The sequence below is a fragment of the Amycolatopsis sp. DSM 110486 genome (assembly GCF_019468465.1).
Classification (GTDB): domain Bacteria; phylum Actinomycetota; class Actinomycetes; order Mycobacteriales; family Pseudonocardiaceae; genus Amycolatopsis.
The window spans coordinates 5,307,098-5,326,945 of the sequence record NZ_CP080519.1 but is presented as its reverse complement, the minus strand read 5'-3'; the positions used below and the strand labels follow the sequence as shown (position 1 = coordinate 5,326,945).

The following is a 19,848-nucleotide window of genomic DNA, read 5'->3' as shown; positions in this document are numbered from 1 at the left end:
TCGGACCGCGAACACCGGTCAGGTGAGGACGGGGTTCTTTTCGATGTCCCAGCTCACGTGCAGCGATTCCGGGCCCCGGAACGAGGTGTTGGGCACGTAGTGGAATTCCTGGTGGTCGAGAGTCATGTGCGGCAGGCGCCGCGTCAGCTCTTCGAGGTAGATGACCATCTCGAGCCGCGCGAGGTGGTTGCCGAGGCACATGTGCGTGCCGGCGCCGAACGCGATGTGCGCCTTGGCGTCCCGGTCGATGTCGAACCGTTCTGGCTCGTCGAACACCGCGTCGTCCTGGTTCGCCGACGCGATCACCATGAGGATCTTCGCTCCGGCGGGAATCGTCACTTCGCCGACGGGCACGTCTTCCTTCGCGATCCGGCGCCACGCGGCGACCGAAGGGTTGAGCCGCAAGCACTCCTCGACCGCGCCGGGGATCAGCGACGGCTGAGCGCACAGACGATCCCACTGGTCGCGGTTCCTCAGCAGCGTCACGACCGCGTTCGCGGTGGCGTTCGTCGTGGTTTCGTGGGCGGCCATCGCGCCGCCCATGACGTTCGTCTGCAGCCAGGTGTCGGAGATGACGTCCGGGTGTTCGCGCTGCATCTTGATCGCGTGGCCCAGCCAGCCGGGCGGGTCGTCGAGCTCCTTGAGCTTCCCGATGACGCGCTCACCCATCGCCCAGAACTGGCCCAGGCCGTCGGCGGCCCGCACCTGCTCCTCGGGGCTCGGCCGTCCCCAGACGAACTCCGTCATCGACGTGGCCAGCCTGCGCACGGTGTCGACGTCCTCTTCGGGAATCCCCAGGAACTGCAACGCGACCAGGCACGGGATGTCCCAGAGCATGTCGGCGATGAGATCGGCGTGGCCGCGCTCGACGAAGCGGTCGATGTAGTCGTTCGTCGTCTGGCGGATGTAGGGAGCGAGGGGGTCGATCCGGTCGGGCATGAACGCCGGAGCGTTCAGTCGGCGGTACTGCCGGTGCATCGGCGGGTCGGAATCCGCGAGAACGGGGCAGGGCGCGAAGTCGTATTTCTCGAGTTGCGCGCCCGCCGCCTCCGAAGGCGGCGTGACCGGCGTCAGCGTAATGGCCGCGGAGAACTTGTTGAACTGGCTGAAAACCGATTTGACGTCTTCGTGTCGCGTGACGACCCAATAGTCCGAGTCGTCGTTGTAGAACACCGGCTGGCTCTCGCGGGCCCAAGCCAGCGAGGCTCCGGGGTTCTCCTGGTATTCACGGTCGAAGAACGAGAAACCCGCGGCGGTGTGAGCGACCGGGCACCCGGTCGCCGGTTCGTTGCTGCTGACAGCGCTGTCCATGGGCAGCCTTCCTCTCTTCGGTGTGCGATCAGAGATCGAGCCGGATCTTCGGACACGCGGCTCGGCTGATGCAGATCATCAAGGTGCTGTTCTCTTCCTGCTCCTCAGGACTGAGAACCGAGTCGCGGTGGTCCGCGCGGCCCGACACGATGTTCGTTTCGCAGGTCCCGCACGTGCCTTCCGAACAGGAGAACGGTGCGGGAATGCCGGCCGCCCGCGCGACGCCGAGAATCGAATCGTCCGGCCCGACTGAAACGGTGATCCCGGTTCGCACGAATTCGACTTCGAAGTTGTCGAGAACGGTCTCTTCGAGCTGGGTCTTGGGAGTGAACCGCTCCAGGTGGATCTGGCCGGCGATTCCGAAGTCCGCGGCCATCGCCTCCACCGCGCATAGCAGACCCTCCGGGCCGCACACGTAAACCGCCGTACCCGGAAAGACTCCGGCCAGGATGCCCGCGAGATCGATGCGGCCGTGGGTGTCCTCCGGAACCAGGGTCACGCCGCCGCGGTGAGCCTGTTTCAGGTCGTCGGCGAACGCCATGTTGCCCCGGCTGCGGCCACCGTAGACCAAGGACCATTCGGCGCCCGCCCGATCGGCCGACTCGATCATCGGCAGGATCGGAGTGATCCCGATTCCGCCGGCGATGAACAGGTACCCGGGCGCTTCGACGAGGCGGAAGTTGTTGCGTGGGCCCCGAACCGTGAGGCTTTCGCCTTCGCACACTTCCTGGTGGACGCGTGCGGAGCCGCCTCGGCCGTCCGGTTGGTGCAGCACGCTCACCTGCCACGCGCGAAGATCGCTCGGCTTGCCGCACAGGGAGTACTGCCGGACCAGGTCCGGTCCGAGGACGAGGTCGATGTGCGCCCCCGGCGTCCACGCGGGGAGGTCACGACCGTCGGCGGGGACGAGCGTCAGCTGCGTGATGGTGTCGGTGATCGGCGTTTTCGCCTTGACTTCCATCACGAGGTCGTCGTGCGCCTGGTTCTCGGGGTCCGCCCACCGGGGCTGTTGACCGGAGTGTCCGGCCTCGAACTGCGATGCCATGGGGACTCCTTCGGATTTCGCCGGGTGCCCCGACGTGTGCTTCGTTGCACCACCGCACGCCGGCGACTCGGCCGGTTCGTGCGTCGCTGACTGGCAGCCCTTGTAATCTCCGTCACTGTGGGACCACGCACATGGGGGAGATCACGGGAGGCGGTACGGAAGTTACGGACGTCCGTACTCGGATGACGCCGACGAAGCAGCTTTGACCTGCAAGGTCCAGTACTGCAACGGAATCCGCTCGCGCCGCGGCTTTCGCAGTCCGGTCAGAGGGACTGGGCGATGTACCAAGAAGCGATCTGGCTGCGCGAGCTGAACGCCAGGCGCGTCATGATGTTGTCGATGTGGCTCTCCACCGTGCGTGCGGAGATCACCAGAGCTGCCGCGATCTGCGGGCTGGTCAGCCCTTTCGAGATCAACGCCGCGATCTCCTGTTGGCGGCTGGTGAGCACGGGTGGTTCACCCTCGGAAGCCGACTCGGCGACCTGTTCCGCCAAGGCGTAGGCCATGATTCCCGTCGGAGATCGCTTTGCCCCGGCCTGCATGGCCGTGGTCAGTGCGCGGGACGGCATGGTCTGTTCGAGCTGAGCCAGACAGGCGGAGTGGTAGCCGGTGAGTTTCGGCCCGAACGCCACCAGCTCCGTCCCCGTGCGCTGCCAAAGGCTTCGAGACGCGCCGAGCAGCTGCGCCGCGCGCTCGCACTGACCGGTCGACCCCGCGATCCAGGCCAGAAGCTCGGTCATCAACGCGGTGCCCAGGGACGGATCGAAGTCGCGGTGATCGCGCAGCGCGTCGACCGCGGTCGTCTGCGCCGCGGCGCAGTCGCCTCGCAGCCAGTGGTCGAGACCTTGGCTCCACTTCAAGTAGGAGCGCGCCCACAGTTCGTTGCGCCGGTGGCACACGGCCAGCGCCGCCGTGCTGACGGCCAACGAGTCCGCGCTGCGGCCGGCGAGGGAAAGCGTGACGGCGTATTCGAAGGACGCCATGAGCCATTCCGGAGTCTCGTCGACCTCGGCCAGCTCTGGCAGCGCGACCTCGAAGTGGCTCTCGGCCTCGGCGAGGTCGCCGCGCAGCTGTGCGGCGAGTCCGCGCAGACCGCGGCACTGGCCCGCCGCGTCCGCCAGGTGGAGCCGCGTCGCCAGCGCTTCGCACTCGTCGAGGCGCTGCGCTGCCGCCTCCTGGTCACCTTGGAGCAGGCTGACCCTGGCGGCGACCCACAGCGCTTTCGCCCGAGCCGCCGTGGGCGCTCGCTCGCCCTCCGGCGCGTCGAGCGCTTCGTCGGCCCAGCTTCGGCCCTCGGCGATGTACCCGTCGGCGTACCAGCGGTAGCGCAGCCCGGCTACCAGCTCGAGCTGGTAGCCGCCGCCGGGGGAGGCGGCGTCGAACGCGGCGCGGAGGTTTTCGCGCTCGACACGCATCCACCTGGCCGAAGCGGCTTGCGCGGGCCCGCTCCACGAACGTTCCAGATCCTTGACCACGTCGAGGAAATACTGCCGGTGACGGACGCGGAAGCGCGCCGAGCCGCCCGTGAGCTCGAGTACCTCCGCGCCGTACGCCCGGATGGTCTCCAGCATCCGGAAGCGCCTCGACGATTCCTGATCCTCGACGTTCAGCACGGACTGGTTCACCAGGGAGCTCAAGAGATCGAGCGTGGGGCCGCCGTCGTCGCCGCACACGCCTTCTGCCGCGGTCAGGTCGAAACTGCCCGCGAACACGGAGAGGCGCGCCCACAGCCGACGTTCCGCTTCCGTGCAGAGGTCGAAACTCCAGTCCACGAGCGACCGGAGGGTCTGCTGGCGCGGCGCGGCCGATCGGCTGCCGATGGTGAGCAGCCCGAACCGGTCCGACAACCGGTCCAGGATCTGGTCGAGCGAAAGGATGCGCATCCGGGCGACCGCCAGCTCGATGGCCAGCGGAATTCCCTCCAGCTGAATGCACAACCGCGCTGCTGCCGCGGCATTGTGCTCGCCGAGGACGAAGCCGGGGGACGCGGCCACGGCCCGTTCTTCGAGCAGCCGGATCGACTCGAACTGCGCCAGGGACTCGATGCTGACCTGCTCCGCGCCATCGGGAACGGTGAGCGGAGGTACCGGGTAGAGCAGCTCCTCCGTCACGGTCAGCGACGTGCGGGTGGTGACCAGAATCCGGGCCGAGGGCGCGTGCCGCAGTACTTCGTGGACCACCAGGGCGGCCCCGGCGAGGACGTGTTCGCAGTTGTCGAGGATGAGCAGGATCTCGCGATCGCGAAGGTAGTCGATCAGCTTCGCGGTGGCGTCGCGATTCGACTGGTCCGCGATCCCCAGCGCGTGGATGACCGCCGCCGGCACGTCGCCGCCGTCCGAGACGGACGCCAGTTCGACGAAGTACACGCCGTTTTCGAAAAGGTGGTTCATCTCGTCGGCGAACTGCAACGCCAGCCGGGTCTTGCCCACTCCCCCCGGACCGATCAAGCTCACGAGCCGCCCGGCCGACAGCCGGTCGCGGATTTCCTTGCGCTGCTGACGCCGGCCGACAAAGCTGGTCGCGGTGAAGGGAACGTTGCCACTGCGAGCTCTCGCCTTGGCCACGGCGCCTCCACGGGTCGGCAGAACGATCAGGCGCGCGCTGCCTGGTCGACGGTTCTGCCCATGATGAGTTCGAACCCGATGGGGGTCAACCTGCGCCGGCGGTGCTCGGCTCGCTCAGTGGCCGCGGGCGATCCACTCGTCCAGGTGCGGCGATTCTTCGCCGACCGACGTGCCGTCGCCGTGTCCGGTGTGGACTCGGGTGCCCTCCGGCAGGACCAGCAACCGGTCCCGGATCGACGAGATGATCGTCGGGAAGTCCGAGAACGAGCGGCCGGTCGCGCCGGGGCCGCCGGCGAACAGCGTGTCGCCGGTGAACAGGGCGCCGGCCTCCGGTAGGTGCAGGCAGATCGAGCCCGGTGAGTGCCCCGGCGTGTGGATGAACTCCAATGCGGTGCCCGCGACCGCGATGCGTTCTCCGTCCTCGGCGCGCCAGAACCGCTGCCCGGGATGGGTCAGCTCCCACAGCTCCCGGTCGGCCGGGTGCAGCAGGACCGGCGCGTGGAGGTGCTCCCCCAGCTGCGGGGCGACGGTGACGTGGTCGTTGTGGCCGTGGGTGCACACGATGCCGACGACGTGGCGGTCGCCGACCGCCTCGGTGATCGCCTTCTCGTCGTGCGCGGCGTCCACGACCACCACCTCGTCGTCGTCACCGACGAGCCAGACGTTGTTGTCGACGTCCCACGTGCCGCCGTCGAGCTCGAACACGCCCGAGGTCACGACGCGGTCGATCCGCAGCGCGCCGCTCACAGGATCACCACCGACCGCAGCACCTCGCCCGCGTGCATGGTGTGGAAGGCCTTTTCGACGTCGTCGAGGGAGATCCGCTCGGTGACGAACTTGTCCAGGGGCAGCCGGCCCTGGCGGTGCAGGTCGATCAGCATCGGGAAGTCGCGCTCCGGCAGGCAATCGCCGTACCAGGACGACTTCAGCGAGCCACCGCGGGCGAAGAAGTCCAGCAGCGGCATCTCCAGCCGCATGTCCGGGGTCGGGACGCCGACGAGCACCACAGTGCCGGCCAGGTCGCGCGCGTAGAACGCCTGCTGCCACGTCTCGGGGCGCCCGACCGCGTCGATCACGACGTCTGCGCCGAAGCCGCCGGTAAGCTCCTGGACGGCGGCGACCGCGTCGGTGTCCGAGGCGTTGACCGTGTGCGTCGCGCCGAGGTCCCGCGCCCAGGCGAGCTTCCGGTCGTCGCGGTCGACGGCGATGATCGTCGTCGCGCCGGCGAGGCGGGCGCCGGCGATCGCGGCGTCGCCCACTCCCCCGCAGCCGATGACCGCCACCGAGTCGCCGCGGCCCACGCCGCCGGTGTTGACCGCAGCGCCGAGCCCGGCCATCACGCCGCAGCCGAGCAGGCCGGCGACCGCCGGGTCCACGGTCGGGTCCACCTTCGTGCACTGCCCGGCGTGCACGAGGGTCTTGTCCGCGAACGCGCCGATGCCCAGCGCCGGGGTCAGCTCGGTGCCGTCGGTCAGCGTCATCCGCTGCGTCGCGTTGAACGTGTTGAAGCAGTACTGGGGGCGGCCGCGTTTGCACGCCCGGCACTGCCCGCAGACCGCGCGCCAGTTGAGGACCACGAAGTCCCCCGGCTGCACGGATTCCACCCCGGCACCGACGCTTTCCACGGTGCCGGCGGCCTCGTGGCCGAGCAGGAACGGGAACTCGTCGTTGATGCCACCTTCGCGGTAGGTCAGGTCGGTATGGCAGACGCCGCACGCCGCGATCGCGACGACCACTTCACCTGGGCCGGGGTCCGGGACCACGATGTCGGTCAGCTCGACCGCCGCGCCCTTCGACCGGGCGATCACCCCGCGCACCTGCTGTGGCATGCCCTGAAACCTCCGTTGGTGACCAGCCGAGGCATGCGTGGAAACGCATGCCTGACGCGACCCTAGAACGGGTGACCACGGGTGCGACCTGGTCGTTGGTCGAGGGAAACCTGGTCTTCCGGCCAGGGTCGGCGGTCGTTATCGTGATCCTGGTGTCCGACCACATCGAGCTGACCGAGCTGCGGGAGGTCGTCGAGGGCCCGCTGCGCGAGATCGCCGCGAGGTTCTCGCGGTTTCTCGCCGACCGCTGGCCGCACCAGGCGCTCGTCATCTTCACCCTCGAGTGCACCGGGCGTCCGCGCAAAGTCGCCGGTGCCACGGCGATCACCGGGAAGATCACCATCGCCGAGCTCGAGCAGCTCAAAGCCGCCGTGCCGCACGACAGCCAGCTGACCACGCACGCCGGTCTGGGCGGCGCCGACCGGACCGTCTGGGCCGCTCTCGACGCCGGCGGCACCCTGCTCGCGCTCGTCCCGCGGTCCCCACGGGCGCGGTGCCCGCAGCCGGCGCTGCTGGGCGCGCTGTTCGGGATCGTCGCGACCTCCATCCGCCAGCAGGTCGAGCAGGCCAGCCCCGACTACCTGGCCGAATCCCGGGCGGCCTCGACCGAACGGGCCCGCACGATCGCAGAAATGGCCGCGGCCCACGAAACCGCGCTCGTCACGATCCTTACGGCGCTGCGCTCCACCCGTCTGGACGACCGCCCCGCCCGCCTCGCCGCGACCGACTCCGCTTCGGCCGCGCTGGTGGCCCTGCGCTCGGCGCAGACGTCCGACCTCGCCCTGTCCGAAGAGCCGGCCCACAGCGCGTTCACCAGGCTCCGCCGCGAAGTCCGGCAGATGCTCCGCCACCACGACGCGGAGCTGGAGTTCGTCACCCCGCCGAAAGACGCGCACCCGCTGCCCGGCGAAATCGCCCACGCGGCCCGCGCCATGACCTGCACGGCGGTGCTGGCCTTCACCACCCAGCCCGACCTGACCCGCCTGAGGGTCGCCTGGTCCACCGACACCACCACGCTCCACCTCGACATCCGCGACCGCGAATCCGGCCACCTCGACGCCGCCGGCCTCCGCCGCCAACTCGACGGCCGCGCGAAAACCCTGGGCGCCACCGTCGAGGTCGACGCCGTCCCCGGCTGGGGCAGCCGCGTCGCCATCGCCGTGCCGTTCGAGCCTGCCTCGGATCAGCCGGATGACGCCCTGCTGTCCACGCTCAACCGGCGTGAGCTGGAAGTCCTGCGGCTGGTGTCGAGGGGGCAGCGGAACAAGGCGATCGCTGAGGCTCTCGGCATCACGGAGAGCACGGTGAAGTTCCATGTGGCGGGGGTGTTGAAGAAGCTGGAAGTGAGTTCGCGGGGTGAGGCTGCCGCGCTCGCTTTGGCGGCGGGAATCGCCACTGCTGACTGATTGTGTGCGCCGATCGGTGACCGCGTGGTCGAGATCGGCCGGCCGTCGACACTTGCGAGCGGATCAACGGGACAGGAACGCGCGGGCCGCATCAGCGGCGTCAGCGAGGGTTTCCCTGGCCTTGATCATCCGACGGATCCGCAGGAAGACCCGCGGGGAGTTGACCGACAGAACCCCGGTGAGCGTGCCGCCCTCGCCGGTGAGGACGAGGAACGCGGGTTTCGGACCGTCGGCCTCGACGATCGGCACGCGTTGCGAACCCGGCCGTCCGGCGAACTGGATCGACGTGTCGTACTGGTCGGACCAGAGGTACGGGACCGAGGCGAACGGTTGCCGCTTGTCCTGCGCCGCGAGCAGGTTCCGGGCCGCCGCCGCGCCTTGCTCGGTCGCGTTGGACCAGGCCTCGACGCGCATGCGTGCGCCGGCCTTCGAACGCGAGGTAGGGCGGGGTGTCGAGCTCGTCGAACACGCACACCGGGCAGGTCCGGGACTGCCTCTCCGCGCGACGCAGCGCCGCAGCCGGGACGCGGCCGGGTCCAGGCGGCGCACGACCGTCGGCGCGTCCGAGGGCCGGGCCTCCCACGCGTCGGCGAGCAAGTCGAGCTCGTCCGCGGACAGTCCGTGGACCGCCGCGATGGGCGGAAGTGACGCCGGGAGCTCGGCGGGGAAGGTGCTTCGAGCAGTGGACATGACCACATCATCGGTCCGTCCGGGCCGCACCGGCAACAGCCATCGGCGCGTGGTCATGACCGGATCGGTCCTGATCCCGTTCGGGGGAAACACTTCCTGACCGTTGGGGCTGCGTGTTCCCGTGGGCTTGGTATGTCCACAGTGGCCGCCACCATGTCTGTCACATATGGACGGACAACGCAGCGCCGTCACGCTCGGTATCACCGCCGCCGCTACGACGGGAAGACCGGGATCAGCGGGTTCGACCCTCGGTGAAGCGTGTCCGAAACGTTGCCGTCTCCGCCACTTGAAGCCGTAACGACCGGTCGTCGTCGCCGATGTTTTGCGGCGAGGTCAACGAGGTTGGGTGGTACACAGTGGACGATTACGACATCGAGAACCATCCGGACCTGATGGACCCGGACTGGCGGCGGCACGCCGAGAAGGAGGCGTGGGTCGATCTGCGGCGCAACCGAAGACGGGGGAAGTGGCTCAAGTGGCTGGTGACCTCGGCGATCGTGGTGGTCGTCGTGGTGGGGGCCGGGGCCGGGTTGTACGTGTGGGGGAAGTCGACGGCCGAGCAGAGCACGGATGCGGACGTCGGCGCGCCGGCGTCCTCGTCGGTCGTGACGACGGAGGCCGCGCCGACCGAGCTGCCGGAGGAAGGGCACGTCGATCTGACGCGGCCGTTCGAGGACACGCCGGCGCAGAACTGGGCCGAGGGGATCGCGGGGCTGACCATCCCGGCGGCGGCGAAGGTGGGCTCATTCTCGGCGAAGCAGGTCGGGCAGGCCGAGGACCAGGTGAAGCAGGCGATCACCGCCGCGCAGTTCGACCCGGACACGCTGGATCGCCACAACCCGGCCAAGTACGTCGCGCTGATCGCGCCGGCAGAGAGGCCGGACATCCAGGCAGACCCGCGGGGTTACATGATCTTCCTGGCGGACGGCTATCACCTGCTGCCCGTCTCGCCGAGGATGACCGGGTCGATGACGGTGAAGCCGGGCCGGACCGGGGAGCTGCTGATCCACACGTCCTACGTCGTGGCCTACGCGTTCGACCCCGGCAACCGCCCGGTCGAGGGCCCCGGCGACCTGGTGCCCTTCGTCCGCGTCGACGCCGACTACGCGGTGCGTAGCGGATCCCAGTGGCAGGCGTCGAGCCGCGGGCTGACGGTGGACAAGACCAGCTCGTACTACGACAGCGTGGCGTGCACGAATGACGAGAAGCTCACGCCCGCGTTCAGCGAACGCGACTACTCCGGCACGTCCGTGTCGCCCGAGCCCGGCCGGTTCGACCCCAGCAAGCCGATGCCCACCCTGGACAACTGCCACAGCACCCCCGGCTAGACGACGCCAGCTTCGATCAGCTGTTGCCAGATCACGCCCTGGTCCACGACCTCGACACCGAGTTTCTCCGCCTTGGTGAGCTTGCTCGCCCCGACGTCGGCGCCGGTGATGAGGAAGTCGGTGCTCGCCGAGACCGACGACGCGGTGGTCGCGCCGGCCTGTTCGCATAGCCGTTGGAAGGTCGGGCGGGGAACTTTCTCGCCCGACCGCGGGTCGCTGATGCCGCCGGTGATCACGACCGTCTTGTCGGCCAGCGGCGCGCCGGCGGCCACGACCGGTGGGAGGTCTTCCTCCAGGACGTCCAGCGAAACGCCGCGCTCGCGCAGCCGCTCGAGCTCGGGCCGCAGCCGCGTGAGGTGCTCGATCAGTGACGCGGCGACCTTCGGCCCGATGTCCTCGACCGCCACGAGCCCGTCCTCACCGGCCTCGGCGACCGCCTCCAGCGAGCCGAAGCCCGCGCGGCACAGCCGGGCCGCGGTGCCTTCCGACGCCATCGGGATCGCGAGCCCGATCAACGCCCGCCGCAGACCGACCCGGCGGCTGGCGTCGATCGACTCGATCATGCGCGTGGCCGAGACCTCGCCGATGCGGTCGAACTCCAGGAGCCGTTCCTTGGTCAGCCGGTAGAAGTCGGACGGGTGCTCCAGGATGCCCATCTCGGCCAGCCGTTCGATCCACACGCCGCCGATGGCGTCGATGTCCGCGGCCGCGCGCGAAGCCCAGTGGATCAACCGCCGCACGGTCTGGGCGGGGCAGGCGACGTTGGTGCAGAACAGTTCCCGGCTGTTGCCCTGCTCCGTCAGCGGCTGCTCGCACGACGGACACCGGGTGGGCGGAACGATGTCCCGCTCCGCGCCCGTGCGCTTCGACGCGTCGAGCACCCCGGCGACGAACGGGATCACGTCGCCCGCACGGCGCACCAGCACCGTGTCGCCGATCTTGATGCCGCGGGCGCGGATGACCTCTTGGTTGGCCAGGGTCGCGCGGGTGACGGTCGTGCCGCCCACGAACACCGGCTCGAGCCACGCGACCGGGGCGATCTTGCCCGTTTTGCCGACGTCCCAGACCACATCGGACAGCACCGTGGTCTTCTCCTCGGCGGCGAACTTGAACGCCAGCGCGCCCCGCGGTGAGCTCGAACGCGTGCCGGCGGCGGCGTACGCGTCTCGGTCGGCCAGGCGCAGGACGGCGCCGTCGAGGTCGTAGTCGAGGTCGTTGCGCTGCTGCTCGATCTTGGTGATCACCGCCTGCGCGGCCTCGGCGTCGGCGCAGCGGCGCATGTCGGCGGCGGTGAAGCCGAGCGCCTGGAGGGCGCGGGCGAGGTCGGTGTCGGCGCTGTCGGGGTCGGTGTCCAGGTCGAAGGCGAAGAACCGCAGGCGCCGCTCCGCGACCGTCGCCGGGTCCTTCGCGCGCAGGGTGCCGGCGGCGGCGTTGCGCGGGTTGATCAGCGGTTTGTCGGGGTGGGCGGTGTTGTAGGCCGCGAACGTGGAGCGCAGCATCACCGCCTCCCCGCGCACCTCGACCCTGCCGGGCGCGTCGACTTTTCCGGGCACGCCGTCGGTGAGGGCCCGGACGAGGACGGTCACGTCGTCGCCGGTCGTCCCGTCGCCACGGGTGACCGCGCGGGCCAGGCGGCCCTGCTCGTAGACGAGCGCCAGCGACAGGCCGTCCAGCTTCGGCATCACCACGACGGGCTGCCCGGGGAAGCGGTCGAAGAACGCCGCCACCTGCTCGGGCTTCGTCGCCTTCTCCAACGACAACATGGGCCGCGAATGCCGGATCGGCGCGTGCAACACCGCCGGCGCGCCCACCTGCTCCAGCGGGTTCGGGTCGGGCGCCAGCGCCGGGTTGGCCTCGATCAACCCCCGCAACTCGTCCTCGACCACGTCGTACTCCGCGTCCGCCACCACCGGCGAGCCCCGGTAGTACGCGTCGCGCAGCACCACGATCTGATCGGCGAGTTCCTGAATCCGCTTCCGAGCATCCACGGCTGAGGACGCTACCGGGGCGCACCGACAGAAGTGACGCTGTGGCTGGTCACGGCCAGGGTGATTTTTTCGCCGGCGAAGGGGCCCGCCGGGGCCACGTCAGTACCGGGCCAGGGCCTGCGCGATCGGGCCCGAGGCGGGCACGCGAAACCACCACCATCCCCGACCGGCGAGGTCGATGTCCGCGACCTTCGCCATCCGGTCGCCGGAGTCTTCGACGGTGAAGGACCGGAACAGGTCGTCGGCCGAAGTGACGTCCGGACGGACCCGATCGGCGAGCCCGGGCTCGAGGCCGGCGAGCGCGTCCTCGACGAAGTCGCGCATGAACAGCGCGGCGGCCAGGTCGTGTTCGGTCCACACAGTGTGGTCGGTTGGCGGCAGCGTGCGATCGCTGTCGAGCTTCTCGACGTGGAGGAACCAGGCTTTCGCCCAGCGCAGGGCATCGTGGTCGTCGCCCGGCCCGGACTTGTTCTCGACGATATCCATCCCTTGACATCGTTCCAGGGAGCGACTCGGCGATCGACAGATTTATGGTGGCAAGGCGTTCTTGACGCCCGAAACAATGACGTGGCGGGATCCGTACCGGGCGGCGAGTACATTGTGGACTCTCATCTCACCTTCTTCCGCGACACAGGAACCGCCGGCCAGTACGGCAGAAGCCAGTGCAGCAGCAGCCCGGACAGAGCCGAGACCGTCACGGCCCCCGCCGAGCCGAAGATCGTGAACTGCTCGTCCACCTTGATGCCGGCCGATGTGGTGATCACCCAGCCCAGGCACCACAGCACGGGCATCGCGACGACCCAGGCCCAGCGGTGGCGCGCGGCCGGGGGCAGGGCGGCCAGCTGCGCGGCGCCCAGCAGTACGCCGGTGAAGGCGCCCATGATCGCGAGGTCGGCCGGTGAAGTTCCGTAGTCGACAGCGGCCGCGCCGATGAACAGGCCCGCGCCCATGCCGACGGTGGTGGCGGGGATCCAGCGCAGTGGGTCGAGCCGACGGCGGCTGACGAGGGCCTGGCCGGTGCCGACGACCAGTCCGGTCACCGCGCCGCCGAAAAGCGCGGCCAACGGGCTGTCGACCCGGCCGACGACGACGCCGCCCGCCACGCCGCCGAGGGGGAAGGCGAGGAACCCGACCGTCCAGAGCACCCACGTCGCGAGGAACGAGTTACGCGGCATCATCGGCATCTCCCCTGATCAGCAGCATGGTCACCCCGAGCGCGGCCACCCACAGCCCCCAGGCCACGCTGCCGAGCAGCCCCGCCAGGTCCCAGACCAGGAAGCCGGGCACTGCCGTGGCTGAGGCGGGTGGTCGTCCCCGCGGTGGTGAGTGCCATGCCGGCCCCCTCTGGGCGCGATGTGGACGCTGCCGGATCACGGTACGTGGCGGAGTCCCTGGTCGAGGTCACTCACGGAGACGGCCGAAGTGCGCGAGAACAACGGTGTGGAACCTCGTGGCTGTGGCGGAACTGCAGGACGAGGGCGGCATCCGTGCGCACGAGGTGGGTGCGCGCTCAGTGCCGGTCACCGCCACAAAGCCGGAGTTTTCACGGCGGCCGCAGTAGGGTTTTGGTCGTGCGCGAAGACAACGTCCGGAGTGAGCGAGTCGCGAAGATCGTGATCACGGTTCTGGGCGGATTCCTGGTCGCGCTGGGAGTCGCCGCCGCGACGGGGCTTGTGTTCCTGATGGCCTTGGCACAGAGCAATCGTGACTTCGCCGGTTCCGGGGGAATGTTCACGACGTTCGGCCTCGCGGCAGCGTGGACGATCCTGGGCGGGGCAGCGGCGATCCGGGCCTCCCGGCGAGCACGCACCCGGGCGATCTGGCTGACGGGTCTCCCCTGCCTCGCACTCGGTGCGGTGCCGGCCGCTGTCGTCGCGGTCGACGTGTTGTTCCTCATTCCTGGCTGACGCTCACGAACGAGGACCGAGGCTGTCCGCGATTGGTTCTAGCCTCGGCCAGGTCTGAAAGCAGCAGTGGGAAGGAACCCAGTGAACTTCGCATCCCTACGGATCATCACCGGCGACGTCGGGCGGCTCGTCGCGTTCTACGAGCGGGTCAGCGGACACGCGGCAAGGTGGAGCACGCCCGATTTCGCCGAAGTGGGATTTCCCTCGTGCACGTTGGCGATCGGGAGTACGCGCACGGTCGGACTGTTCGGGGCCGGGTCGGCGGAGGCCGGGGTGAACCGGTCGGTGATCGTCGAGTTCATCGTGGACGATGTGGACGCGCGGTATGCCGAGTTGAGTGAGTGGCTGGAGGAAGTGGTGACCCCGCCGACGACAATGCCGTGGGGGAATCGCGCCTTGTTGTTCCGCGATCCCGACGGGAATCTCGTCAACATTTTCACGCCGGTCACCGAGGAGGCCGTCGCGAAGTTCGTTGCGGTGTCACGGTAGGCCCCGGTCACCTACCCGAGCGAAGCCGGCGACGCAACCCGCACGGCCCACGAGCCGGGGTTACCGTCGAAAGTGATGGACCGCAGCGAGCAGGGAGGTCGTCATGGCCGGAAAGTTCGAGGTATACCAAGACAAGGCTGGAAAATTCCGGTTCCGCCTCAAGGCCGGCAACGGTGAGATCGTCGCCACGGGTGAAGCGTACGAAAGCAAAAAGGCGGCGAAGGCCGGATGTGAAGCGGTTCAGCGCGCGGCGGCCGGTGCGGCTGTCGTCGACGCGTGAGCGAGCCGGATGGTCTGTCCTTTTCAGACCGACCACCCGGCTCGCCCAACCCCCGGCACACAAGAAAGATCAGGCAGGTTCGACGCGGAACACCGCGATCCGGTCGGCCGACTCGGCCACCGCGTCCGGCGAAGCGGCCCCGGCCAGCCCTGTGGTCACGAAGCGTTTGCCCACGCTCGCGGGACTTGTGGCGACCAGTTGACGCAGCAGCGGACGACGGTCCTCCACCGGGACCTCGACCAGCCGCGCCGTCAGGGCTTTTCGGCCTCTCGTGAGCGTCACGGTGTCCGCGGCGCGTGCGTTGGCGACCCACGCCGCTTTCGGGAAGGCCTGGAAAATGTAGCGGCCGCCGCTGAGTTCGTTGACGGCGATGGGGAACGTGCGCGGCTGCCCGGTGCGCCGGCCCTTCACGGTGAGCAGCTGCATCGGCCCGAACGCGATCCCCCCGCGCTGGAGTCCGACGATGATCTTGTTGATGGTGTTGGTCATCCGGCGGTAGCTGTCTGTGCTCATGCTGCCGATGGTACTCCCAGCTGTACGAGAACGATATAATATCGAACACGTATATCACCAGGACGCCGGCGCAGCTTCGGCCGCGATACCCTATGGATTCCATACGAACCAAGAGGGGACGGCGGCATGAGTCCAGCCCCCGACCGGGCCACGGCACGGCGGCGACGGCAGCTGACGACGTCGGTCAAGGACGCCGTCCGCGACCTGAACATCCAGCTGTCGCTGCTCAACCGGCGCTTCGGCAGCCGTGTGGAGCTGCGTGATGTCGACTGGACCTGCCTCGACTTCATCAACCGCCACGGCCCGCTGTCGCCGACCGAGCTCGCGCGCCGCGCCGGGCTGCACCCCGCGACGCTGACCGGCATCCTGGACCGCCTGCAGAAGGGCGGCTGGATCGTCCGCGAGCGCGACCCCGAGTCGGCCGACCGCCGCGCCGTGACGCTACGGGGGGTGCGCGAACGCAACGCCGAGCTGTTCCAGGTCTTCTCCGGCATGAACACGCGTATGGACGACCTCTGCGACCGCTACACCGACGCCGAGCTCGAGGTGATCGCCGACTTTCTCCGCCGAACGTCTACGGCTGGGGAGGATTCAGCTGAGGAGCTGGCGCCCTAGAGCGTTTTGTCCTTGCGTACCACCAGGTTCGCGAGCTGGACGCGCGAATGGACGTCCAGCTTGCCGAACACCGCGCGCAAGTGGGTGCTGATCGTGCTGGGCGACAGGACGAGTTCTTCGGCGGCGGAGCGGTTGGTGTGGCCGTCGGCGATGAGGACGGCGACGCGGCGTTCCATGTCGGTGAGGGCGTCCCAGCCGGTGCCAGGACGTTGCGGGACCGCGGCCCAGCGGCGGCGGCGGACACCGGCGGCTTGGAGGATGCGCTGCACGCGGGTGGCGGAGGCCGTGGCGCCGAGTTCTGCGTAGCGATCGCGGGCGGTGTCCAGGGCGGCGATGGCTGCCGGGCGATCGACGGTGTCGAGGGCGAAGCGGCCGAATTCCTCGTCGGCACGGGCGGACAGTAGCGCTCTTGGGCTGTCCTGCAGCGTTTTCCTGGCAACGGCGAAGTCTGCTGTGGACAGAGCTTGGACCAGGAGGTGGGCTCCTGCGAGGCCGCGGACGTCCGGGTTGCGCTCGGCCAGGTCGGCGAGGAGGGCGGCGCTCGCGTGCACGGTCTCGGTGTCGCCCCGGTGGTGGGCCGTGCAGGCAGCGGCCACGAGCCAGTCTTCGGGCCAGAGGGCGCCGTGGGTACGGACCGCGGCGACGATCTCGGCGGCGCCGCGGGGGTCGCCGTCGGCGTCGGCGAGGAGAGCGCGGGCGAGGGTCGTCTCGGGGCTGACGTGGGTCCGAGCCTCGGCGTTGTCGCCGCGCAGGAGGGCCAGGATTGCGAGGAGCTCGCGCAGCTGTGGTTCGTACGTCCGGTTGTGCAGCTCCGCCATGAGTTCGGCGGCGGTGGCGGCTGCGCTCGCGGCTTTGTTGACGCGACCGGCGCCGAGGGCGAGCTGGGCACGGATCAGGGCGAGTTGCGGGGCTTGCCAGGAGTCGGCGAAGAGGGTTTCGTCGCCGAGGCCACGCAGAGCTCGGTCGATGTCGTCGGTGCGGGCCAGGGCGATCATCTCGCGCGCGGCCAATTGCCCGGTTTCCGGCGCGCCGTAGCCGGTCACGCCCTGGGCTGCGACTCGGGCCGCGGCGAAAAGGGCGTGCGCGCGGCGTCGGTCTTCGGCTCGCCCTGCGAGCTGCGCGGCGGCGGTGGTCGTGAGGACGGCGGCGATCGGGTCATCCGCGGTGGTGGCGGTTTCGGCGATCGGGCCAGCTGCTGCCGCCACGGCGCCGCGCTGGGCGACCGCGGCGCCCGCGATCGGATCGCCGCCCGGCTGGGTCGCGGTCCCCGAAGCGGCCGGATCCGAGCCGCGGTGGGTGTTCGAGGCACCATCCGGCGCCGACGACAGGCCCGCGGCGAGGGCGCGGTAGCCCGCCAAGCGCGCGTCCAGCTCCGGCACCCCCGACGGCTCGCGCGAGCGGTCCGCCAGCTCGTCCACCTGCCCGGTCGCCCAGAGGCGGGGCAGCAGCAGGAGCCGGACGCGAGCGTGCAGGTCGGCGGGGAGGGGGGCGGCGAGCAGCAGGTCGGCGAACCGCGTGGCCTCCGCGTATTGGTGGGCCGAGCCCAGGATCGCGACCGTCTCCGCGCCGATCTCGCCCCAGGCGGGGTCGTCGCCGTTGGTGAGGGCGAAGGCTTCGCGGATGAAGGTGACCGAGGTGACCGCCATTTTGGCCAGCACCTCGTACGCCGCGCGGCGCAGGACGTCCGCGGCGGCCGCGTCGCCGCGGGTGGCGGTGGCGAGGACGTGCGGGGCGGCGGCCGCGTAGCCGCGGCCCCCGGCGAGGAGGCGGTCGGCGAACGCGCGGTGCATGGCGTGCCGGCTGGAGGGCGGCAGGTCCTCGTAGACGGCGTCGCGCAGCAGTTCGTGGCGGAAGTGGACGGTGGTGCCGTCGTCGGCGAGGAGTCCGGCGTCGATGGCCTCGATGAGGGGCTCGGTCAACACACTCAACGACGCTGAGCCGAGCAGGGCCGCGGCGTCGGACAGCAGGAAGCTCGGGCCGACGACGGCCGCGATGCGCATGAGCTCCCGGCAGGGTGCCGAGGTGGCGGCCAACCTTCGACGCACGCCTTCGAGGAGGCCGGACGGCACCCGCGAACCCCCGCCCGAAGCGGCGCCGGGTTCGAACAGGCCCTCCAGCAGCTGCACGGTCAGGAACGGGTTGCCGCGCGCCCCGGTGAGGCGGCGCAGCACGTCGGCGTCCGGGGCGGCGCCGAGCCGGTCGGCGGCGACGGCGAGCACGGCGTCGCGGCTCAGCGGGGTGAGCTCGACCGTGGTCACGGGCAGGTCGGGCGCGGCCGCCTCGGCGACCTTCTCCGCCGGGCCGCCGCCGGGCACCGGACGCGACGCCAGCACCCACGCGATCGGCGTCACGAGCAGCCGCTTCGGCAGCACGCGCAGCGCGAAGCCGGTGAGGGGGTCGCACCACTGCGCGTCGTCGATCGCGAGGAGCACGGGGCCGTCCTGCTGTTCGACGAGCGTCGCCAGCCGTTCGACGAGCCACAGCGGCTGCTCGTGCAGGCCCGCCAGGTCCATGAAGTCCGCCGACCCGATCAGCGGCGCGACGCCGAACCGCAGCGCCGGCCCGAGCGAGGCGAGCGGGGTGACGCGATCGTCCTCGTGGGCCGCGCTGTGGGCCGTACGGAACCCCAGCCGCCCGGCCTGCTCCACGACGGTCCGCAGCAGCGCGGTCTTCCCGATCCCCGGCTCACCGCTGAGCACGATCACGGCGGGGCGCCCGCGTTGCACGGTCCGCAGCGCTTCGAGCACCAGGCCGAGTTCGGCGGAACGGCCACGCAGCGTGTGTCCGGATCGAACGTCCGATCCGGACAGTGTGCTCGTCCTCGGGTACTCCCCCGTCACGGCCTCGACCATACGCGGGGCGGCATGGCGACGAGTTTTCGTCCTGGTTGCGACCACAGAGCTGATCGAACGACCGGAAAACCCGGTCCGAACGGCCAAACCCGCGGCGGCCCGGCAAAACGGGCCACCGCGAGCGAACCGAAGACGGTCAGCGGGCGGCGCGCTCGATGACCTGGGTGACCTCGGTGGGGTGGGAGGTCGGCAGGTCGTGGGCCGAGTTGACGGTGTAGACGGTGGCGCCGGCGCGTTGGGCTTCCCAGCGTTCGGCCGCGGGCGGGATGGCCTTGTCCTGGGCGGCGACGATGGCGTACACCGGGATGCCCGTGGGGACTCCGGCGGCGGCCGGCTCACCGAGCGCGCTGGAGTTGATGGGGCGCTGGGTTGCGGCGTCGACGGCGGCGTCGGTGGTGGAGCGGTCGCCGGCGAACAGCGAGCGGAAGCTTTCGGGCTTGACGTAGGTGTCGCTGGCGCCGCCGGGGTAGTTCACCGTGTAGGTGGTGTCCGGGCCGAGCAGCGAACCCGGGAACTGGGCGAGCAGCTGCCCGGCGCTTTCGCCGGCCTTCGGGATGAACGCGGCGGTGTAGACCAGCGCCTTGACCTGCGCTGGGTCCTGCGCGGCGACCTCGGTGATCAGGTTGCCGCCGAAGGAGTGGCCGACGAGCACGACCGGTCCCGTGACGCTGCGGACGATCGTGGTCAGGTAGGCCGCGTCGGAGGCGACCCCGCGCAGCGGCACAGCGGGCGCGATCGCCTGGTAGCCGGCGCGGCGGAGCTGGGTGATCTCGCCGGTCCAGCTTGCCGACTCCTCGAACGCGCCGGAGACCAGCACGATGGTGGGCTTGGCCTTGTGGCTGTCGGCAACGGCTGCGTGCGCGGGCTGCGCCGGGTCCGCCGACGCCGTGGTGACGATGACCCCGCCCAGGGCGAGGGCGCCGGCCGCGGCCGCGGCGGTGATCTTCCATCGGTTCATCGTTGTGCTCCTCGAGTGCGTTTTCGCTGGTCTGGGGCACAGCCAACCGCGAACGCGGCGGCACCGGCATCGG

General features: G+C 70.1%; 19 protein-coding genes. 6 read left to right on the top strand and 13 right to left on the bottom strand.

Translation table 11 applies throughout. The features are described 5' to 3' along the window. Positions 1-18: 18 nt before the first annotated feature. The 5 genes from K1T34_RS25970 to K1T34_RS25950 all read right to left on the bottom strand — a co-directional run bounded on the left by K1T34_RS25970 (position 19) and on the right by K1T34_RS25950 (position 6,749). Complete coding sequence (locus K1T34_RS25970; protein WP_220246778.1) at positions 19-1,311, bottom strand: cytochrome P450; 1,293 nt, start codon at positions 1,309-1,311, stop codon at positions 19-21. Positions 1,312-1,339: 28 nt separating this feature from the next. Next, positions 1,340-2,356: a PDR/VanB family oxidoreductase gene (locus K1T34_RS25965; RefSeq protein WP_220246777.1), complete on the bottom strand. Its 1,017-nt coding sequence runs from the start codon at positions 2,354-2,356 to the stop codon at positions 1,340-1,342. Positions 2,357-2,619: 263 nt separating this feature from the next. After that, positions 2,620-4,920 carry a LuxR C-terminal-related transcriptional regulator gene (locus K1T34_RS25960; RefSeq protein WP_220246776.1) on the bottom strand — a complete coding sequence of 767 codons (2,301 nt, stop codon included), beginning with the start codon at positions 4,918-4,920 and terminating at the stop codon, positions 2,620-2,622. A 114-nt stretch (positions 4,921-5,034) separates the two neighbouring features. Continuing rightward, positions 5,035-5,667: an MBL fold metallo-hydrolase gene (locus K1T34_RS25955; RefSeq protein ID WP_220246775.1), complete on the bottom strand. Its 633-nt coding sequence runs from the start codon at positions 5,665-5,667 to the stop codon at positions 5,035-5,037. Beyond that, on the bottom strand, positions 5,664-6,749 hold the full coding sequence (locus K1T34_RS25950; RefSeq protein ID WP_220246774.1) for an S-(hydroxymethyl)mycothiol dehydrogenase: 1,086 nt from the start codon (positions 6,747-6,749) through the stop codon (positions 5,664-5,666). Before K1T34_RS25950 ends, K1T34_RS25955 begins: the two co-directional genes overlap by 4 nt. Positions 6,750-6,820: 71 nt before the next feature. On the opposite strand from K1T34_RS25950, the gene K1T34_RS25945 reads away from it, so the two are divergent. Beyond that, complete coding sequence (locus tag K1T34_RS25945; protein WP_255638714.1) at positions 6,821-8,155, top strand: LuxR C-terminal-related transcriptional regulator; 1,335 nt, start codon at positions 6,821-6,823, stop codon at positions 8,153-8,155. Between the two features lie 63 nt (positions 8,156-8,218). Here the strand turns inward: K1T34_RS25945 and K1T34_RS25940 are convergent, their stop codons facing one another. Beyond that, positions 8,219-8,845: an oxidoreductase C-terminal domain-containing protein gene (locus K1T34_RS25940; protein ID WP_220246773.1), complete on the bottom strand. Its 627-nt coding sequence runs from the start codon at positions 8,843-8,845 to the stop codon at positions 8,219-8,221. Between the two features lie 356 nt (positions 8,846-9,201). Here K1T34_RS25940 and K1T34_RS25935 point away from each other — a divergent pair, with 356 nt between their 5' ends. Next, the gene (locus K1T34_RS25935; RefSeq protein ID WP_220246772.1) at positions 9,202-10,173 is read left to right on the top strand and encodes a hypothetical protein; all 972 of its coding nucleotides are present in this window, start codon (positions 9,202-9,204) and stop codon (positions 10,171-10,173) included. Here K1T34_RS25935 and ligA read toward each other — a convergent pair. The 4 genes from ligA to K1T34_RS53500 form a co-directional block, all read right to left on the bottom strand. Then, a complete protein-coding gene (gene ligA, locus K1T34_RS25930) occupies positions 10,170-12,161 on the bottom strand; it encodes an NAD-dependent DNA ligase LigA (protein WP_220246771.1) in 1,992 nt (663 codons plus the stop codon). The two genes, K1T34_RS25935 and ligA, sit on opposite strands and share 4 nt — an antisense overlap. A 99-nt stretch (positions 12,162-12,260) precedes the next feature. Further along, a complete protein-coding gene (locus K1T34_RS25925) occupies positions 12,261-12,647 on the bottom strand; it encodes a hypothetical protein (RefSeq protein ID WP_220246770.1) in 387 nt (128 codons plus the stop codon). 122 nt (positions 12,648-12,769) lie between these two features. After that, positions 12,770-13,339: a hypothetical protein gene (locus tag K1T34_RS25920; RefSeq protein ID WP_220246769.1), complete on the bottom strand. Its 570-nt coding sequence runs from the start codon at positions 13,337-13,339 to the stop codon at positions 12,770-12,772. Next, on the bottom strand, positions 13,326-13,448 hold the full coding sequence (locus K1T34_RS53500) for a hypothetical protein (protein WP_255638713.1): 123 nt from the start codon (positions 13,446-13,448) through the stop codon (positions 13,326-13,328). The genes K1T34_RS25920 and K1T34_RS53500 overlap by 14 nt, the downstream gene beginning before the upstream one ends. A 284-nt stretch (positions 13,449-13,732) precedes the next feature. On the opposite strand from K1T34_RS53500, the gene K1T34_RS25915 reads away from it, so the two are divergent. From K1T34_RS25915 to K1T34_RS25905, 3 genes are all read left to right on the top strand, one after another. Continuing rightward, entirely contained in the window at positions 13,733-14,068 is a 336-nt protein-coding gene (locus tag K1T34_RS25915) for a hypothetical protein (protein WP_220246768.1), read from the top strand. 81 nt (positions 14,069-14,149) lie between these two features. Further along, positions 14,150-14,557 carry a VOC family protein gene (locus tag K1T34_RS25910; RefSeq protein WP_220246767.1) on the top strand — a complete coding sequence of 136 codons (408 nt, stop codon included), beginning with the start codon at positions 14,150-14,152 and terminating at the stop codon, positions 14,555-14,557. Positions 14,558-14,660: 103 nt separating this feature from the next. After that, positions 14,661-14,837 (top strand): DUF1508 domain-containing protein, encoded by a 177-nt coding sequence (locus tag K1T34_RS25905; RefSeq protein ID WP_220246766.1) that lies wholly within the window; start codon positions 14,661-14,663, stop codon positions 14,835-14,837. A 69-nt stretch (positions 14,838-14,906) separates the two neighbouring features. On the opposite strand, the gene K1T34_RS25900 is transcribed toward K1T34_RS25905, so the two are convergent. Then, positions 14,907-15,350, bottom strand: a complete 444-nt coding sequence (locus K1T34_RS25900) for a nitroreductase family deazaflavin-dependent oxidoreductase (protein WP_255638712.1) — start codon at positions 15,348-15,350, stop codon at positions 14,907-14,909. A 126-nt stretch (positions 15,351-15,476) separates the two neighbouring features. Between K1T34_RS25900 and K1T34_RS25895 the strand changes: the two genes are divergently transcribed. Then, positions 15,477-15,965, top strand: a complete 489-nt coding sequence (locus K1T34_RS25895) for a MarR family transcriptional regulator (RefSeq protein ID WP_220246765.1) — start codon at positions 15,477-15,479, stop codon at positions 15,963-15,965. Here the strand turns inward: K1T34_RS25895 and K1T34_RS25890 are convergent. Together K1T34_RS25890 and K1T34_RS25885 are read right to left on the bottom strand one after the other, a co-directional pair. Next, complete coding sequence (locus K1T34_RS25890) at positions 15,962-18,805, bottom strand: helix-turn-helix transcriptional regulator (RefSeq protein WP_220246764.1); 2,844 nt, start codon at positions 18,803-18,805, stop codon at positions 15,962-15,964. The two genes, K1T34_RS25895 and K1T34_RS25890, sit on opposite strands and share 4 nt — an antisense overlap. A 148-nt stretch (positions 18,806-18,953) precedes the next feature. Then, positions 18,954-19,775 (bottom strand): alpha/beta fold hydrolase, encoded by an 822-nt coding sequence (locus tag K1T34_RS25885; RefSeq protein ID WP_220246763.1) that lies wholly within the window; start codon positions 19,773-19,775, stop codon positions 18,954-18,956. Positions 19,776-19,848: the final 73 nt, after the last annotated feature.

Coding starts and splice junctions, on each gene's coding strand:
- K1T34_RS25965 (WP_220246777.1), bottom strand. CDS start 2,356: ATGGCATCGCAGTTCGAGGCCGGACACTCCGGTCAACAGCCCCGGTGG.
- K1T34_RS25940 (WP_220246773.1), bottom strand. CDS start 8,845: ATGTCCACTGCTCGAAGCACCTTCCCCGCCGAGCTCCCGGCGTCACTT.
- K1T34_RS25905 (WP_220246766.1), top strand. CDS start 14,661: ATGGCCGGAAAGTTCGAGGTATACCAAGACAAGGCTGGAAAATTCCGG.
- K1T34_RS25885 (WP_220246763.1), bottom strand. CDS start 19,775: ATGAACCGATGGAAGATCACCGCCGCGGCCGCGGCCGGCGCCCTCGCC.
- K1T34_RS25970 (WP_220246778.1), bottom strand. CDS start 1,311: ATGGACAGCGCTGTCAGCAGCAACGAACCGGCGACCGGGTGCCCGGTC.
- K1T34_RS25950 (WP_220246774.1), bottom strand. CDS start 6,749: ATGCCACAGCAGGTGCGCGGGGTGATCGCCCGGTCGAAGGGCGCGGCG.
- K1T34_RS25900 (WP_255638712.1), bottom strand. CDS start 15,350: ATGAGCACAGACAGCTACCGCCGGATGACCAACACCATCAACAAGATC.
- K1T34_RS25895 (WP_220246765.1), top strand. CDS start 15,477: ATGAGTCCAGCCCCCGACCGGGCCACGGCACGGCGGCGACGGCAGCTG.
- K1T34_RS25925 (WP_220246770.1), bottom strand. CDS start 12,647: ATGGATATCGTCGAGAACAAGTCCGGGCCGGGCGACGACCACGATGCC.
- K1T34_RS25920 (WP_220246769.1), bottom strand. CDS start 13,339: ATGATGCCGCGTAACTCGTTCCTCGCGACGTGGGTGCTCTGGACGGTC.